Genomic DNA, 16864 nt, shown 5'->3' with positions numbered 1-16864 from the left:
AGAAAAGGATGCAACGGGATCTTGGCTTTTTCTATCTGTATCGCATCACTTCGCGCCTTTACTTCCATCTGCCGGTGCTGTTCGTCTATTTCTTCATGGTGGGCATCCCGGTCTGGCAGATCGAGATCCTGCTCGCCGTCTACGGCGTGATGATCTCGCTGACTTCGCAGGTGAGCGTCACCCTGATGCGGTTTATGAAGCAAAAGCAGGTGATCGCGTTCGGCGAACTGCTCAAAGGCCTCGGCCTCTTGATCATCATCTGGGACACGAACTTTTGGTTCGGTCTCGCCGGGCAGATCGTCACCGGCGTCGGCTACTCGCTGGCAGCCGGCACCGACTCGGCTCTGCTGCGCCAGGTTTGCTCAAAGATGGAGCAAGGGATCTACCAAAAGGTGGAGTCCGGATCGGCGAGCTATATGTTTCTCGCTGCGCTGGGAGCCGGGATCGTCGGTTCGGTGCTGTTCGGCTATGAACAACACTGGGCGTTTTACGCCGGCATGGCGGCCAACGTCGTTGCGATCGGTATGATCCTCGCCATCCGCGAAGAAGCGGCTGTGCAACCGGCGGCTGCGTCGACCGGCGCGTCCGCTCTGCCGAAGCAATCGTTTACGTCGACGCAGAAGTTCTGGATGAGTTATTACTCGCTCTCCCGGGCGTTCGCGCTGGCACCGTTTGTCGGGTTTCTGCCGTTCTTCTTCTTTACGACGTTGCAGGTCAGCCTGTACTGGTTCGGCGTGGTGCTCAGTCTGTTCTCGGTGGCCGCGTTTATCTCGGCGCGCTATATGGTGCGTTGGAGTGAGCGGTACGGCTCCCGGACGATGACGATGACGGCGATGGGGCTGTTGTTTGTTTCGATGCTCTTGTTTGGATTCTTTGACCAACTGTGGGCCGGGTTGATCGCGATCACGCTGATGGGGCTCTCCTCCGGCGGGGTCAGACCGCTGACGATCTCCAACCTGAACCGGACGGAGATGACACCGTCACAACGGACGGCGCTGCTCTCTTCGATGGAGCGTCAGTACGGGGTCTGGAACGCATCGCTGCTGCTGGCCGGCGGCTATGTGATCTATCAGTTTGGCTTCCAGCCGTTGACGTTGGCGATGGCCGGACTGTATGTGATGTTGCTGTTGATCCTGTTCCTGACGTTTGGAAAGTCGACCGGCAACACGCTGGAAGGGAATCGCGAGGCGTCGATGTAGGGAAAAGGGGGATGGATGTGACGGTACGAGAGAGAGGCGCATCACAACCTGACGTACGTGCGGAGCAGCGGGGCCAAGCCCTCGCTCCGTACATTGAAATCCGCGATGTAAGCAAGCAGTTTGTCAACAAAAAAGGCACCGTGTTCACCGGCGTGACCGAGATCGAGCTGACGATTGAAAAAGGGTCGTTCGTCTCCATCGTCGGACCGTCCGGGTGCGGCAAATCGACTTTGTTGACGATGATCTCCGGGCTGTCGGGACCGACGACCGGCGATGTGTTGATCGAAGGGAAATCGATTCGCGACGTGCAAAACAACATGGGGTTTTTGTTCCAAAAAGATGTGCTGTTTCCGTGGAAGACGGTGCTCGGGAATGTGGAGTCGCCGCTGCTGTTCCGCGGCGTGGACAAATCGGAGGCGAACAGAAGGGCGTTGGAGTGGATTGCGAAGGTCGGCCTGAAAGGGTTTGAACATCACTATCCGCATCAGCTCTCCGGCGGGATGCGCAAGCGTGTCTCGATGGCGCAGACGTTTGTCTACGATCCGGAGGTCATTTTGATGGACGAGCCGTTCTCTGCGCTCGATGTGCATACGCGCAATCGGATGGAGAACGAACTGATGGAGATCTGGGGCGGCTCCGGCCGCACGGTGGTGTTTGTCACGCATGACCTCGAAGAGGCGATCGCCTTGTCGACGCACGTCGTGGTCTTTACCAAAAGCCCAGGTCGCATCAAAGCGGTCTATGAGGTCGACTTGCCTTATCCGCGCAACGTGGCGGAGATCAAGTTTGAGCCGAAGTTTCCGGAGATCTACCAGATGATCTGGAGCGATCTGCGGGAGGAGGTGGCCGGTCATGGGCACGAGTGAACGGCTGAACATGCCGTTGGTTTGGGGACTGCGCATCCTCTGCTCCGTTCTGTTTTTCGGAGCGTGGGAGTACGCGGTAAGACTCGGCTGGCTGGACCCGTTTTTCTTCTCTTCGCCAGTTGAGATCTACACGCAGATCATAGCTTGGCTGTCCGGCCAAGAGATCTACTACGACATTTACATCACCATCGGCGAGACGCTGCTCGGCTTTGCCATCGGCGTGCTGATCGGGATGGTGACGGGGTTTGTCTTTGCCCGCACGCCGATGCTGGCGGCGGTGTTCGATCCGCTGTTTGTGGTGTTGAACGCCATGCCGAAACTCGCACTCGGTCCGCTGTTCATCATCTGGTTCGGGATCGGCATCTCGTCAAAAGTGGCGATGGCGGTGGTGATCGTGCTGTTCCTCGTCTTTTTCAACACCTATCAAGGGGTGAGAGAGGTCAGCCAGGATCTGATCAACAACGCCCGCATCCTCGGTGCATCGCGGTGGAGCGTGCTGCGGCACGTCCTGTTCCCGAGTGCCCTCGGATGGATCTTCTCCTCGCTGCGCACGTCCATCGGCTATGCGCTGATCGGCGCGGTCGTCGGCGAGTACATGGTCGCCCAGCACGGCGTCGGTCATCTGATCGCCAGTGCACAGGCCAATTTTGACACGACCGGGGTGTTCTCCGGGCTGATCATTTTGATGTTGCTGGTCTGGGTGATCGACGTGGTGATCCAGCGGGTGGAGGAAAAGCTGACCGCTTGGCGGGGACAAGCCTAGAAGTGAAAAGGGGGAAACGCTCGATGAAAGCTCACACGATGAAAAAGTCGCTCGGCCTGCTGACCGCTGTTACGCTCAGCTTTGCATTGGTCGCATGCGGCGGCGGTACGAATACCAAAGAAACGACCGCGGGCGGCACTGCTGCTGCTGAAAAGACGGTCAAAGTTAACGTCGGCTCCAGTTCGAAAGGCGCGGTGACCGCGATCCAGATCGAAGTCGCCCAGGCGCTCGGCTTCTTTAAAGAAGAAGGCCTCGACGCCAACGTGATCTATTTTAAAAGCGGTACCGAATCGGCAGGCGCGCTGGTCAGCGGTCAGATCGACTTTTCGGTCAACGCGGTCGATCATGCGATCAAGGCTCGTGAGCAAAACAAGACCTTGAAGATGATCGCGTCGTTTACCGACAAACCGTCGAACACGCTGTTGGTCAGCTCCTCGCTGAAAGACTCGGTCAAATCGGTGAAGGATCTCAAAGGCAAAAAAATCGGTGTTACCGGTGTCGGTTCTGGCACGCACATCCTGACGACCTACGTGCTCCAGAAAAACGGCATGACGGCCGAAGACGTGCAGATCGTGCCGATCGGCTCGGCGAGCAACTTTATCGCCGCGTTTAAAAACAACGCGATCGACGCGGGCATGGTGTTTGACCCGACCTCGACGCAGTTGACCGACATGAGCTACACCTTCCCGCTGATCGACATGAGCGATGACGCGGGCACGAAACAGGTCTTCACCGAAGGCGGCTATCAGTTCACCGGCCTGCTGACGACCGAAGATGTGATCAACAACAAAAAGGATGTCGCGCAACGCATGGTCAACGCGATGATCAAGAGCAACAAATACATCGCGTCGCACAAAGCGGAAGAGATCGTGGCCAAACTGCCGGCCGATGTGGTCGGCAAAGACAAGGATCTGTACCTCAAATCCTTTGCCCATACGCAACCGGCGATCTCCAAAGACGGCGTCGTCTCCAAAAAAGCGGTCGAGAACAACCTCGAAGCTTTGAAAGCGTACGACCCGAAAAACGAAGCGGTCAAGACGCTGGATGCAGCCAGCCTCTATGACATGCAGTTTGTCGAAAACTCCAAGAAATAGAAAGTGAAGATGTGAGACGGGCTTTTCTTTCAGAATGATTATAACATGATTTGTTTCAAACATGAAGAGTTTTTCTTATAAAAAGTTTCCGTATGTGATGTCAAAACGGAGGTGGCTACATGGAAAACGCACGCCATTTGAGCATTTTTGACACGACGTTGCGCGACGGGGAACAAGCGCCCGGCAATTCAATGACGTTCGAGCAGAAGATGGAGATGTTTACTGTGCTCGACAACCTTGGATTTGACCTGATCGAGAGCGGATTTCCGTCTGCGACCGAGTACGATTTTCAAGTGACGCGCGAGCTGTCGAAAATGGCGCGCCACTCCAAGATCTGTGCGTTCGTCCGCGCCAATCGCGCCGATATCGACACGTCGCTTCGTGCGCTGCAGGACTCTCACTCCTTCCAGATCCAGACGCTGGCTGTCGGCTCCCACATCCATCTGGAGCACAAGCGCAAGATGACGGCGGAAGCGGCGATCCTCGAAGCGACCGACGCGGTGCGCTACCTGCGCGCCCAAGGCGTCACCGATATCTCGCTGGGCGTGGAGGACGCGTCGCGCGGCGACTATGACTATCTGCAACGCCTGATCACGTCTGGCGTGGAAGCAGGGGCGACCACCGTCGTCATCGCCGACACGGTCGGCTGCGCGTTGCCGCATCAGTTTGCCCGGCTCGTGCAGGCGGCGAAAGGGTGGGTCGGCGACAGTGTCAAGCTGTCGATCCACTGCCATGACGATCTCGGCCTCGCCTTGGCCAACGCACTGGCCGGAGTCCATGCGGGGGCTGACGAAGTGCAGACCACGCTGTGCGGCATCGGCGAGCGTGCCGGCAACACCGCGTTTGAAGAGCTGGCAGCCGTGCTGTCGTACAAGCGCGACTACTACGGCGCCGACACGCCGATTGACCGCAGCCGCGTCTATGCCGCCTGCCAGCGGTTGATCGACCTGCTCGATCTGCCGGTGGCACGTCACAAATCGGTAATCGGCAAATATGTGTTTGCCACCGAGGCGGGCATCCACCAGCACGGCATGATGAACAACCCGATCACCTACGAGTACGTCGAGCCGCATCTGTTCGGTCGCGAACGGCAGATCCTGATCGGCCGCCACTCCGGCCGCAACGTGTTGCGCGGCCGTTTGCAAGGCCGCGGGATCGAGGTGGACAACCGCCTGCTGGAGGCGCTGTACGACCACATCATGCAAGCGGAAGATCTGGAGCGCTACAACGACACCGATGTGCTCGTCGAGCACTATCTGGGGTTGGAGCAACAGACGATGCAGGCGTGAGTGCCGGTATTGCCAGGCAAGTCTAATTAGGAGGTGCTTACTTATCATGACAGTCGGTTTTACCGTGGATATGAAAGAAGTGGAAAAAGCGTACAACGTGATCAAAGACGGCGGTCTCGCCCTGATCAAAGGCGACATCGGGTATGGTCTGATCGGCCACTCCGAAGAGTCGATCCGCAAAATGTACGAGATCAAAGGCCGTCCGGCTTCCAACCCGTGCATCACCGTCGGCTCCCCGGAAGTGATCGCAGACGTGGCGAAGCTCAAAGACCCGCGTCTGATGGACTGGATGATGGACATCTCGCAGCATACGACCCTTGCGGTCGTCAACGAGATCAACCCGAACTCCAAACTCCTTGCGGGCCTGTCCGAGTACGTCCTCTCGCAATGCACCAAGGACGGCACGATCGCCTCCTTCCTGCACACCGGCGAGTTTATTGAAGAGATGGTCAAACTGGGGCTGAAAGAAGACTTCCTGCTCGTCGCATCGTCGGGCAACGTCTCCGCTCACGGCAACAACTATCGCTTTGAAGACGTGCAGCCGGAGATCGTCAACGGCGTCGACTATTACCTCGACATGGGGGTAGCCAAATACGCCAACGAAGCGAAACTGGCGACGACCATCGTCAACCTGACCAACTTTACCTACAAACGCCAAGGGGTCAATCACGACATGATCCACGCGTCCCTGACCAAATTCAAGGAGGAAGTGCTGCATGTCTAATCTGGCGGATTTCGAAAAATTTGACGCGATCATCCAAGCGAACAAATACAGCAAGGGCTCGTTCGTCACCGAAGTCGTCAGCGGCAACGTCACCCGTGAAGGTCTGAAGCGTTGGGCGATTCAGAAATATTTCCAAACCTACGACCAAAACCGAGCGTTCTCCGCGATCCATGCCAACGCGCCGTATGAAGACGTGCGCCAATACGAGATGGATCAACTGATCGCCGAAGAGACGGGGATCAAAGACGGCTCCGACACGCACTACAATTTGATGAAGCGCTTTGCGTTTGCGATGGGCGCGACCGAGGAAGAGATCGCGGCGACGCCGGTCGGCGGCCCGGTGCAGGAGTTCCTCGACTACCTGCTCGGCGTCTGCAAAAACGAGCATTTCCTCTACGGCATCCTCGCGATCTACGTCAACGAGAGCCAGACGTCGGAGAGCGCGATCAAACTGCACACGGCGATTGCCGAGCGGTTTGGCGTCAGCGACCACGACTTGGAATGGTTCCTCGTCCACTCGGAAGCGGACGTCGAGCACAGCAACGTCGCTCGCGAACTGATCAAAAAATACGCGGCGGAAGCGCCGGGCTTTGCCGAACGCTCGCTGGAATTCGTGGCGAACGGCTCGAAGATGTGGACCCAGTTGCAAAATTATTACCATTCCGTGCTGGTCGACGAGTCGGCTGTGAAAGCGTAGGTGACTTTTGATGGGGCAAACAATCGCGGAAAAGATCCTTGCGGCGCACGCGGGTAAAACGGGCGTCGTGCCGGGTGAGATGGTCGATGTCGAGCTGGATCTGATCGTCGGCAACGACGCATCGACGCCGATTGCCGTCAAGCAGATCGAAACGTACGGCCTGCTGGACAAAGTCGCGCACCCGAGCAAAATTTACCTCGCTCTCTCGCACTACTCGCCGGCCAAAGACATCAACACGGCCAGCCACATCCAGTTGACCAAACGCTTTGCCGACCGCTACCCGGAAGTGACCGTGTTCCCGGAAGGCTACGGGATCGAGCACGTGATCATCCCGGAGGAAGGGCTGGTCGGCGCGGGCGATCTCGTGATCGGGGCTGACTCGCACACCTGCACCTACGGTGCGGTCGGGGCGTTTGCCACCGGCGTCGGCTCGACCGACATGGCGGCGGCGATGGTCACCGGCAAGACGTGGATGAAAGTGCCGGAGACGCAAAAGTTTGTCTACACCGGCAAAAAGCGTCCGTTCTTTACCGGCAAAGACCTCGTGCTCTACTTGATCCGCCAGCTCGGCGTGGACGGCGTCACCTATCAGGTGATGGAGCATGCCGGGGAAGCGCTGCTCGATTTCACGATGGAGGAGCGGCTGACCATCGCCAACATGGCGATCGAGGCAGGCGGCAAGACGGGCATCGTCTCCTATGACGAAGTGACCGAGCGCTACCTCGCAGGACGTGCCAAGCGGGCGTACCGCCCGACGTTTGCCGACGCGGACGCGATGTACGCGGCGGTCTACGAGTGGGACATCTCCGACCTGGAGCCGCAGGTGGCCAAGCCCAACCTGCCGTCGAACACGGTCGATGTGTCCTCCGTCGAAGGGCTGTCGATGGACCAAGTCTACATCGGCTCCTGCACCAACGGCCGCATCTCCGACCTGCGAGCAGCCGCTGCGATCATGAAAGGTCGCAAGGTCAATTCGAACCTGCGCACCATCGTCGTGCCAGGCTCGAAAGCGGTCTATCAACAAGCGTTGCGCGAGGGGCTGATCGACATCTTCCTCGAAGCGGGCGCGCTGGTCGGCCCGCCGTCCTGCGGCGCGTGCTTCGGCGGCTCGATGGGCATCCTCGCTCCGGGCGACCGCTGCCTGTCGACGACCAACCGCAACTTTACCGGCCGCATGGGCGCGGCGACCGCCGAAGTCTACCTCTCCAACCCGAGCGTGGCAGCGGCGACGGCTGTGACCGGCAAGATCACCCACCCGGCCGAAGTCGCACACGAGCCGGTGCTGTAAGAGGAGGACAAGCTCATGAACCTGAAAGGCAACGCGCACACCTTTGAGCGCGATATGAACACCGACGTGATCATCGCCGGACGCTACGTGGCGTCGACCGATCCGAAAGTGCTGGCATCCCGCATCTTCGAGGATCTCGACCCGACGCTGTCGACGCGGATCCAGCCGGGCGACATCTTTGTCGCCGATGCAAACTTCGGCTGCGGCTCGTCCCGCGAGCATGCCCCGCTGGCGATCAAAGGGGCAGAGGTGTCTTGTGTCATCGCGCCGAGCTTCGCGCGCATCTTCTACCGCAATGCGATCAACATCGGCCTGCCGATCCTCGAATGCAAAGGGATCTACGAGGTGACCGAGCCGGGCGACGAGATCGAAGTCGATCTCAAGTCTGGCGTTGTCAAAAACGTCACCAAAGGGCTGGAGTTCCAAGCGAGCCCCTTCCCGGAGTTTATCCTCTCCCTGATCGAGCAGGGCGGCCTGATGGAAAAAGTGGTCGCCGATCTCAACCGTTAATCCGTTTTTCACCCAACATTCCTATATAAAGCGAGGTATTTTATCATGACTATCGAAACCAAAACCTTCATCATCGACGCAGACTCCCACATCGAAGATCATCCGGCTATTTGGGACTACCTGGAGCCGGAATACGCGCACCGCAAACCGCTGGCTGTCAACGTCGGCGAACTGATCACCCACAACACCTCCCGCAACTACGTCTGGATGATCGACGGGGAGATGTTCCCGAAACTGATGGGCTACGGCGCGTCCTGCCACGGTTCGCCGCCGGTCACCGACTTTGCAAAAGCGAAGCCGATCAACGTCGAATCGCAAGCGATCACCGATGTAAACGAGCGCCTGAAGTCGATGGACGCAGTCAAGCTGGACGTGTCGGTCATCTACTCGACCCTGTTCCTGCAACCGCTGACCAACGATCTGATGTACGAAGCAGCTCTCATGCGCGCGTTCAACTCCTTCATGGCTGACGCTTGTGCCAAAGCGCCGGAACGCCTGAAGTGGGTTGCTCCGGTCCCGATGCGTCACCCGGAAGAAGCGATCAAAGAAATGCGTCGCGTCAAAGAACTGGGTGCTGTCGGCGTGATGATCCTCGGCACCGCGGGCGACGTGCTGCTGCACGACCGCCGCTTCGACCCGTTCTATGCAGAAGCTGAAAAGCTCGGCATGCCGGTCACCGTACACGTCGGCTGGGCACACACCGGCCTGCACAAATCCTGCGAATCGGCTGGCACCGCGATGATCCTCGCGTTTGAGCTGTCGATGGTCATGGGCTTCTACTCCTTCGTCGGCGGCGGCATCCTCGACCGCTTCCCGGATCTGAAAGTCGGGTTCATCGAAGGCGGCGCAGACTGGTTCCCGTCCCTGCTCAACCGCATGGAACACTGGTACGACACCCCGACCGCACAACCGTGGCAAGCGAAGAAACGCCCGCTGGAGTACATCCGCGATCATCAGCTGTACTTCACCTGCGAAGGCGACGAGAAAGACCTGCCGCGCTTCCTGGAAATCGTCGGTGCAGACCGCGTCCTCGGCTCGGCCGACTTCCCGCACGTTCACTTTGAAGGCGGCAAACTGGGCGAGACGTTCGACGAGATCCGCGAGCGCGACGACATCACCCAAGAGGCGAAAGACCTGATGTACGGCCCGAACGCGATCAAGTTCTACGGACTCGAGATCTAAAACCACAGAGAGAAAGGCAGGAGACCCTTATGAAATCCATCGCACTGTTGCCGGGTGACGGCATCGGACCGGAAGTGATCGCCGAGGCGAAAAAAGTGTTGGCGGCGGTAGGAGCGGCTTATGGACGGGAGATGACGTTCGAGAGCTATCCCTTTGGAGGTGCGGGCATCGACGAGTGCGGAGACCCGTATCCGGAGGTGACCGCAGCCGGCATCCGCCGTTCGTCCGCCATCCTGCTCGGTGCGGTGGGCGGTCCCCGCTGGGACGCTCTGCCCTTGGAGCAACGACCGGAACGCGGCATCTTGCGGCTGCGTGCAGATCTGGACGTCTACGCCAACCTGCGCCCCGTCCGCGTCCACGACGTCCTGCTGTCCTACTGCCCGCTGCGCCCGGAGCTCGCAAAAGGCACCGACCTCGTCATCGTCCGCGAACTGACCGCGGGCATCTACTATGGCGAGCGCGGCCGTAGCCGAGCAAACGGCGAGTGGCAGGCGTACGACACCTGCACCTACACCGCCAGCCAGATCGAGCGCGTCGTCCGCGCCGGATTTGAAACGGCGCAGAAACGCCGCAAGATCCTGCACTCCGTCGACAAAGCAAACGTGATGACCACGTCCGGCCTCTGGCGGGAGATCGTGGGTGATCTCGCTCCGGAGTACCCGGATGTCAAAGTCCACCACTTGCTGATCGACAACGCCGCCATGCAGATGATGCGCAGCCCGAGCCAGTTTGACGTGCTCGTCACGGAGAATCTGTTCGGCGACATTCTCTCCGACGAAGCGTCGATGCTGGCCGGCTCCATCGGCATGATCCCGTCTGCATCGCTCGGCCCGGACGTGTCCCTGTATGAGCCGATCCACGGCTCCGCACCGGATATCGCGGGACTTGGGCTCTCGAACCCGATTGGGACGATCCTCTCGGCCGCGATGATGCTGCGCCACTCCTTCGGGTGGGAAGCAGAAGCAGACGCGGTGGAAGCGGCTGTGTTCCGCGTGCTGGAGGAAGGCTACCGCACTCGCGACATGACGAAAGTGGGGACGGAAGCAGTGACCACCTCGGAGATGGGGAGTTTGGTGGCGGAGGAAGTGTTGAAGATGTCGGCGAAGGTTGCTGGGTAAAAAGTAGAGTAAGAGGAAAGAGCCTTTCTACATCGAGTAGAAGGGCTCTTTTTCATGTGGTGAACGAATCTGCATGAGGTCCATCAAAAACGATCATTGCGTTTATCGTGCAGGGTTCATACAGGGGTATCGGTGGGCCCCATTGATTAAAAGTTAGCGTAGGCGGGTTTGCTTTTATCTAGCATGCGACAATCTATCATAAATTTCTCCGCCATTGAAAATGAGATAGTCGCTCTGTTTTCCCGACAGGGATATTGAGCGGCTATACTTTCATGCGGAGGTTAGTTCATTCTCGATATGAGTAGTTAGTGATATAGTTTGGAAGCTGTTATAAATATAGGTTCGAATTTATTAGGAAAAAACAGAAGGATACTGATGTCTTACTAAGTATTTATATATTTATAAACGGAGGGGTTCTATGGGAAAGTCAATGAGTATTTTGTCATGTAATGGCCTCTGATGTATTTTTGGGGAGGAATTTGCATGAAAAAGGGTTTTGAAATTTACTTGCAAAGGTATCGCTGGTTTTTTTTGTTGGGTATTGTTCTGTTGTCCATTGGTCTCTTTTTCGGGCTTCAAACTTTCCAAACGACTGCACCTGTCCATTACAGCGGGTGGCTGACCGGGATCATGCCTGTGTCAAAGGAAAACCCGAACGACAGTGTGCTTGTGGCTTACGATCCTGTTCACAATGTGACGGAGGATATTTTGAAGCTCGAAAATTATACGGCTAATAATTACGGCGCGGTCAGCCCAAATGGTCGGTATGCCGCCTATACGCAGTGGAAGACGGATCGGAATCGCTATTTGGTGGTTCGGTCGTTGAAAGAGGAGACGACTCGGGAGTATTTTCGGGATGTCTAAGATCCGTTTGATGTGCTGTATGTCTCTTGGTTGTCTGACGGTCGGAGTCTGTTATTTGTGACGAACGATTTGAAAAATAGTTATGGGTATCAGAAGATCAGGATGTTGGATGCGGAAACTGGGGAGATCAGGGATCTGGTGCAGGGCGGGCATTGGTACGTGCCAGCAAATATGGCTTCAACGGATGAATGGCGGACTGGCAAGAGCCTACAAAGTCAGCTGGAATTGGATGAGTTGATCAAACGACACGGCGGGTCATCGGTGCCGCTCAAAAGGGTGGGGGCTAGGCTGTATGTGAAGATCTCCGCGCCGATGGTCTCACCCGATGGAAAGCGGATCGTGTATAGTATGACACTCTGCCGGGACAGTGCATTTGAAGGGGAGAAATTGTTTCTTGGGTCAGGAATTTGGGTGCTCGATTTGGAGAAAGGTGCGTCACAAAGAATCTATACAATGGATGGTAAGGATGGTGCCATCGGGCGAGTGACGTGGGTGCCAGGCTCGGAGAAAGTGGCATTTTTGAGGTATCGTGATTTTAATGGAACCGATGGGCAGATCGACACGATGGACCTGGACTCTCGGCAGGTCAGGACTCTGTTGCCAACGACAGCGGAACATTTTACGAATCTAGAATTGATCGGGCTGCCCGGTCAGCAGGTGTCGTTCATCTCGATTGCGAAAGGGGAACCGGATACAGCGAAACGGTACCTTGTGGATACTAGGACTGGTGAGATGAAACGTCAGCAGGTCGACATTCACGGGTGGGATACGTTTTGGAGGTTTTCGTTGTTGTATTGACTGGTGAAAAAGGCGCCTCTTGACCGGATATCGCGGGCCTCGGGCTCTCGAACCCGATTGGGACGATCCTCTCGACCGCGATGATGTTGCGCCACTCCTTCGGGTGGGAAGCAGACGCGGTGGAAGCGGCTGTGTTCCGCGTGCTGGAGGAAGGCTACCGCACCCGCGACATGACGAAGGTGGGCACCGAAGCGGTGACCACCTCGGAGATGGGGAGTCTGGTGGCAGAAGAAGTGCTGAAACTGGCGGCGAGGGTTGCTGGGTAAGAAGTAAGAGAAAAAGCCTTTCTACATCCAAGTAGAAGGGCTTTTTTCCTGTGTACTGCATCCTTAGAGTACCTCGACTAGTAAGAAAATAGGTGAAAGGCCATTCTGCATATGAGCAGAGAGGTCTATTTGTTTCGATTTCTTGACATTATGTCTTTATCATTATTATTTTATATAAAACATCATTGGCTATTATTTATATAAAAAGTATTATTACAAACAGAAATAATCATAGAGGAGTTGATGTGTTTTGTTTACGAAAAAGCTCGCGATTTCCTTACTGGCAACAGCAAGTCTCGTGGTCGGAACGACCGCCGCTCAAGCGGCCACCCCGCCTGCGGTCGAGTGGAGCGCCTCGTATGATGCAGGCGGCTATGAGCATTTCCATTCCGTGGTGCAAACGGTGGATGGCGGCTATGCAGGTGTCGGGGGCAACTACTTGATGCAGACGGACGCCGTTGGCAATCTGGTCTGGGCGGTCCAGAACGCGGCTGAATTGATGTGCATCAAAAAAGTGAGCGGCGGCGGTTTTATCGTCTCCGGATACTTGGGCAACAACGCGTATCTTGCTAAATACGACGATGCAGGCACGCTCCTGTGGGAGCAGCAATTTGCCCAAGCTCGTCGTGCTTCCACCGTCCAACCGACGAAAGACGGCGGCTACATCGTCTCCGGTTACGTGAACAACGGCTCTGCGACCGGGGAAGATATGTGGTTGCTGAAAGTGGACGCAACCGGCAACTTCCAATGGGAAAAAACGTTCGGCGGGGCCAAAGCCGACATTCCGGGCGAGTTTGACAACGCCCTGCAACAAACCAGCGACGGCGGCTACATCTTGGCAGGCACCTCGTGGTCGTATGCCACTCAGCCGTACACCAGCGACGTGTACGTGGTCAAAACGGACGCATACGGCAACCTGAAATGGCAGAAAACATACGGCGGCACGCAGACCGACATGGGCAACGCGGTCCAGCAAACGACCGACGGCGGCTACATCATCGCCGGCCGCTATCAAACGAGCACGTCCAACGACGCGTACCTGATCAAGACCGACACGTTCGGCAATTCGCAATGGCAGAAGATCTATGGCGGCTCGTCCTACACTGACGCGGCGCACACCGTCTTCCAAACCAGCGACGGCGGCTACCTGCTCGGCGGGTACTACTCGTTCGACTACACCGACTTCGATATGTATCTGGTGAAGACCACCTCGACCGGTGCCATCTCGTGGCAAAACGCATACGGCGGGAATCTGGGCGAATTCCTCTACACTTTGAACCAGACCGCAGACGGCGGCTACGTACTCGGCGGATACACCGAAACGTTCGCCACCACCAACCGCGACTATTTCTTGGTGAAACTCGGCACGGCAGGTGCGCTTGCACAATCGACGACTGGGGATAAAGCGGCACCGCAGATCATGGTCAGATCGATTCAGTAGGAAAAATAAGAGCCTTTCCACTCGATGGAGTGAGAAGGCTCTTTTCATCAGTGGCCACCCAAGACACTTCACATGACCTCACAAAGACTGACTGCAAGATTTTAAGAAACAGTACGTAGAAGCGGGTGACTCGCAGAAGGTGTTACAGTACACTGTTAAGTGTCGATGATATTTTAGATGAGGAGGAATTATAGGTGAAAAAGTATCTAGTGATCTGCGCCGTAGTATTTGGGATGGGGTTGGCTGCCTTAAACGTTGCTTCAAATAATGCCCAGTACGTTCCACCGAACCCATTTTCAAGTAGCGATTATGAAATTGCAGAGTACGTTCCCCCGAATCTAGTGATGGCAGGTTAGGGAAGCGTCATAGCAACTGAATCCCCTGACTATTCGGCAAGGGGATTTTTTGCGTTATCGTCAGCAAACTGTAAGAAAATGAGGAAGAGCCTTTCTGCATCGAGTAGATAGGCTCTTTTATATGCATGTGAAACCGTTGGTGTTGAAAAGACGTATAATAATGGAAAAACACTCGAAGAGGAGTGCGTATGCGCGAAAAGATTGAACGGTTGTCCGTCTTGTACTTGGAACTAACAGATATTCTTCAGCAGGAAGGTTCAGATCAGGCAAAATATCTACTGCGAAACGTTCATCATTCTCTTGCATTGATAGAAGAGCGTAACCTTCCGGACGATCTTCTCTTTCAAGAGCTATTTTCTACTTATCGCGGATTGACTGTTCCACATGCAGGTCTGTCAGATTTCTATCTATGGGACGAAGACTTTGATACCCGGATCGAAGCCAACAAGGCAGTGGATCAGATTAAATCAGAGTTGCATCAGATATTTTGGAGTTGAGTGCTCGTGACCAAACACCTCGATAAAATCTGGTACACAAAAAGACCGATGTAGGGCTTTTCACTTTCTGAGGACGAGCAGGTGGAGGTGCTGAAATGAGTGGAATTTCAGAGAAAACGATACGTGTACTTTCTGATTCGGGGTGGTCATCAAATCATAGTCGTGACATTTCCGATTTCGTAGAATTCCTCGAAGGGAGGGGGTTCCCGGTTTTTCCTGCTGCGAAGAGAGTTCTGGAGATGTTTGCGGGTATAGAATTTTCATATCCTCTCAATGATTTTGTTGAGAGTTTTCATTTCAATCCTCATCGAGCATTGGGAGATGCGTATGAGTACGAGGATTTTGAAGAGTTTGAGGACAGAATCGGTGAATCACTGGTCGTGATAGGTGAAGCTTGCCGGGGTAATATGATCATGTTTATTTCTGAAAGCGGAAAACTTTTCGGAATGACAGGCTATCATATTTCCAAATTTGGAGATGACATATACGAATCGCTGGAGACGCTGTGCTTGCCGCGACCATGTGTAGAAATAAAATAACGGATACATGATGGAGTAGCCTACAAAAGAAATTCTCTGCCAGAGGCGATAATCCGAATACATGTACAGTAAAATAAATATGCATTATAATTACTAACGTGTTATATAGAGGTCGCCTTTCTAATGCGGGAGGTTCATAATGAGAGTGAGTGAAGACTCTTTAGATATTCCTTTGGGAAGAAGAATTGCAGAAATTATGAAAGAGAAGGGGAGCGCCTACTCTCATCAAGCGATGGGAAAACGCATAGGAGTATCTCGTGAAACGTTACGATTGATGTTGCATGGCGGCCGAGAGATCTATGATTTTGAAGTAAAGAAGATTTGTGTTGATCTGAAACTGTCCGTCGAACGTATCAAACAACAAGATACCTGGTTGATGCTCTCCGAACTTCAACAATTGCTAAAGCATGAAGGGAGAGATCCCAAGCGAGCGTTGGAGATAGCAAATCACTTACAATCAGTCGCCATCGGCATGACTGAAAGGTGCAAAACTCTTTTTTACTTGGGTCAGGCACATAAGAATTTGCACCAGTACGAACCGGCTCATCAGGCGTGGTTAGAGGCGTACGATCTCGCAAAGGCGATTTATGATAAGTACGGTGAAACGGATCTTCTATACTCCATCATCAGCAACCTTGTCACCACCTACACCATTCGCAAGGACTTTACAAGGGCCGCAGAACTGCTGGCAATGGTTGAAGATTATTTTCTTACAACCCCAATCAAATCCGCGTCCCTCACCTATTCAAGATCAAAGCTTTTAGAGTCGTTAGGCGAGGTCCAGACAGCAAGAGAAGTGTCCTATGACTCATTGAAGTACGCACGTTCGTCAAATAATTCAAACGTCATCGGCAGAGCCCTCATCAACGCGGCTCACTTCGAATTCAAGCTAAGGGAGTATAAAGAGGCTAGGCACTTGCTAGTGTTAGCTCTCGAAGAACTACAGCAAGATCCAATCTCTTCTTTCATAGCAAAAAAAGAACTGGCAAAATGCCTGATCAAACTGGGTGAGAAAGCGGAGGCAGAAGATATCATTTTGTCAGCACTATCCGATCTTGAAGGCTACGAATTACCAAAGCTGAAGGCAAAAAACATGTTGCTTCTTTCCATTCTGCGTAATTCTCCAGAGAATGCACGGGCAGTTGCAGATGATAATAAGTGTGAAAAAGATATACGTTATCTGTCTTACAAATTTTTGATAGGTTATTACAAGTCGTCTGGTGATTCCGAACTATTCATGGAGTATCTGTTATTACCGCCCTATATTGTCCGAAAACTGACTGCGTCTAATGTCCAAAGGTTGACGGATAATATGGCCGAGCGTTCATAGCGAATTCAGAAAAGGAAAAACGGGAGAATCAAGTCAACTCTCC

The 16864-nt window shown here is 54.7% G+C and carries 19 protein-coding genes; all 19 read left to right on the top strand.

Annotation, left to right across the window (positions count from 1 at the left end):
* Positions 1 to 8: 8 nt before the first annotated feature.
* The 19 genes from OS242_RS17035 to OS242_RS16945 all read left to right on the top strand — a co-directional run bounded on the left by OS242_RS17035 (position 9) and on the right by OS242_RS16945 (position 16821).
* Positions 9 to 1199 carry an MFS transporter gene (locus OS242_RS17035; protein WP_267152899.1) on the top strand — a complete coding sequence of 397 codons (1191 nt, stop codon included), beginning with the start codon at positions 9 to 11 and terminating at the stop codon, positions 1197 to 1199.
* 17 nt (positions 1200 to 1216) lie between these two features.
* On the top strand, positions 1217 to 2065 hold the full coding sequence (locus tag OS242_RS17030; protein ID WP_267152898.1) for an ABC transporter ATP-binding protein: 849 nt from the start codon (positions 1217 to 1219) through the stop codon (positions 2063 to 2065).
* Complete coding sequence (locus OS242_RS17025; RefSeq protein WP_267152897.1) at positions 2052 to 2828, top strand: ABC transporter permease; 777 nt, start codon at positions 2052 to 2054, stop codon at positions 2826 to 2828. The genes OS242_RS17030 and OS242_RS17025 overlap by 14 nt, the downstream gene beginning before the upstream one ends.
* A gap of 23 nt (positions 2829 to 2851) precedes the next feature.
* On the top strand, positions 2852 to 3922 hold the full coding sequence (locus OS242_RS17020; protein ID WP_267152896.1) for an ABC transporter substrate-binding protein: 1071 nt from the start codon (positions 2852 to 2854) through the stop codon (positions 3920 to 3922).
* Positions 3923 to 4041: 119 nt separating this feature from the next.
* Positions 4042 to 5211, top strand: coding sequence for a LeuA family protein (locus OS242_RS17015; protein ID WP_267152895.1), 1170 nt, complete (start codon positions 4042 to 4044; stop codon positions 5209 to 5211).
* Between the two features lie 46 nt (positions 5212 to 5257).
* Positions 5258 to 5935 (top strand): Sua5/YciO/YrdC/YwlC family protein, encoded by a 678-nt coding sequence (locus OS242_RS17010; protein ID WP_267152894.1) that lies wholly within the window; start codon positions 5258 to 5260, stop codon positions 5933 to 5935.
* A complete protein-coding gene (locus OS242_RS17005) occupies positions 5928 to 6632 on the top strand; it encodes a TenA family transcriptional regulator (RefSeq protein WP_267152893.1) in 705 nt (234 codons plus the stop codon). Before OS242_RS17010 ends, OS242_RS17005 begins: the two co-directional genes overlap by 8 nt.
* Positions 6633 to 6642: 10 nt before the next feature.
* Positions 6643 to 7920: a 3-isopropylmalate dehydratase large subunit gene (locus tag OS242_RS17000; RefSeq protein WP_267152892.1), complete on the top strand. Its 1278-nt coding sequence runs from the start codon at positions 6643 to 6645 to the stop codon at positions 7918 to 7920.
* A gap of 15 nt (positions 7921 to 7935) precedes the next feature.
* Positions 7936 to 8430, top strand: a complete 495-nt coding sequence (locus tag OS242_RS16995; RefSeq protein ID WP_267152891.1) for a 3-isopropylmalate dehydratase small subunit — start codon at positions 7936 to 7938, stop codon at positions 8428 to 8430.
* Between the two features lie 45 nt (positions 8431 to 8475).
* Positions 8476 to 9612 carry an amidohydrolase family protein gene (locus tag OS242_RS16990; protein WP_267152890.1) on the top strand — a complete coding sequence of 379 codons (1137 nt, stop codon included), beginning with the start codon at positions 8476 to 8478 and terminating at the stop codon, positions 9610 to 9612.
* Positions 9613 to 9641: 29 nt separating this feature from the next.
* Positions 9642 to 10730, top strand: a complete 1089-nt coding sequence (gene leuB / locus OS242_RS16985; RefSeq protein ID WP_267152889.1) for a 3-isopropylmalate dehydrogenase — start codon at positions 9642 to 9644, stop codon at positions 10728 to 10730.
* Positions 10731 to 11213: 483 nt separating this feature from the next.
* Complete coding sequence (locus OS242_RS16980; RefSeq protein ID WP_267152888.1) at positions 11214 to 11594, top strand: hypothetical protein; 381 nt, start codon at positions 11214 to 11216, stop codon at positions 11592 to 11594.
* Between the two features lie 57 nt (positions 11595 to 11651).
* A complete protein-coding gene (locus tag OS242_RS16975; RefSeq protein ID WP_267152887.1) occupies positions 11652 to 12392 on the top strand; it encodes a TolB family protein in 741 nt (246 codons plus the stop codon).
* A gap of 29 nt (positions 12393 to 12421) precedes the next feature.
* Positions 12422 to 12658 (top strand): isocitrate/isopropylmalate family dehydrogenase, encoded by a 237-nt coding sequence (locus tag OS242_RS16970; protein ID WP_267153020.1) that lies wholly within the window; start codon positions 12422 to 12424, stop codon positions 12656 to 12658.
* Between the two features lie 250 nt (positions 12659 to 12908).
* On the top strand, positions 12909 to 14099 hold the full coding sequence (locus tag OS242_RS16965) for a hypothetical protein (RefSeq protein WP_267152886.1): 1191 nt from the start codon (positions 12909 to 12911) through the stop codon (positions 14097 to 14099).
* 194 nt (positions 14100 to 14293) lie between these two features.
* The gene (locus OS242_RS16960; RefSeq protein WP_267152885.1) at positions 14294 to 14455 is read left to right on the top strand and encodes a hypothetical protein; all 162 of its coding nucleotides are present in this window, start codon (positions 14294 to 14296) and stop codon (positions 14453 to 14455) included.
* Positions 14456 to 14643: 188 nt separating this feature from the next.
* Complete coding sequence (locus OS242_RS16955; protein WP_267152884.1) at positions 14644 to 14952, top strand: hypothetical protein; 309 nt, start codon at positions 14644 to 14646, stop codon at positions 14950 to 14952.
* Between the two features lie 95 nt (positions 14953 to 15047).
* A complete protein-coding gene (locus tag OS242_RS16950; protein ID WP_267152883.1) occupies positions 15048 to 15491 on the top strand; it encodes an SUKH-3 domain-containing protein in 444 nt (147 codons plus the stop codon).
* 145 nt (positions 15492 to 15636) lie between these two features.
* Positions 15637 to 16821: a hypothetical protein gene (locus OS242_RS16945; protein WP_267152882.1), complete on the top strand. Its 1185-nt coding sequence runs from the start codon at positions 15637 to 15639 to the stop codon at positions 16819 to 16821.
* The last annotated feature ends 43 nt before the right edge of the window (positions 16822 to 16864 follow it).

It is taken from the genome of Tumebacillus lacus (genome assembly GCF_026410385.1).
Classification (GTDB): Bacteria; Bacillota; Bacilli; order Tumebacillales; family Tumebacillaceae; genus Tumebacillus; species Tumebacillus lacus.
This window is presented reverse-complemented; position numbering and strand designations above follow the sequence as displayed.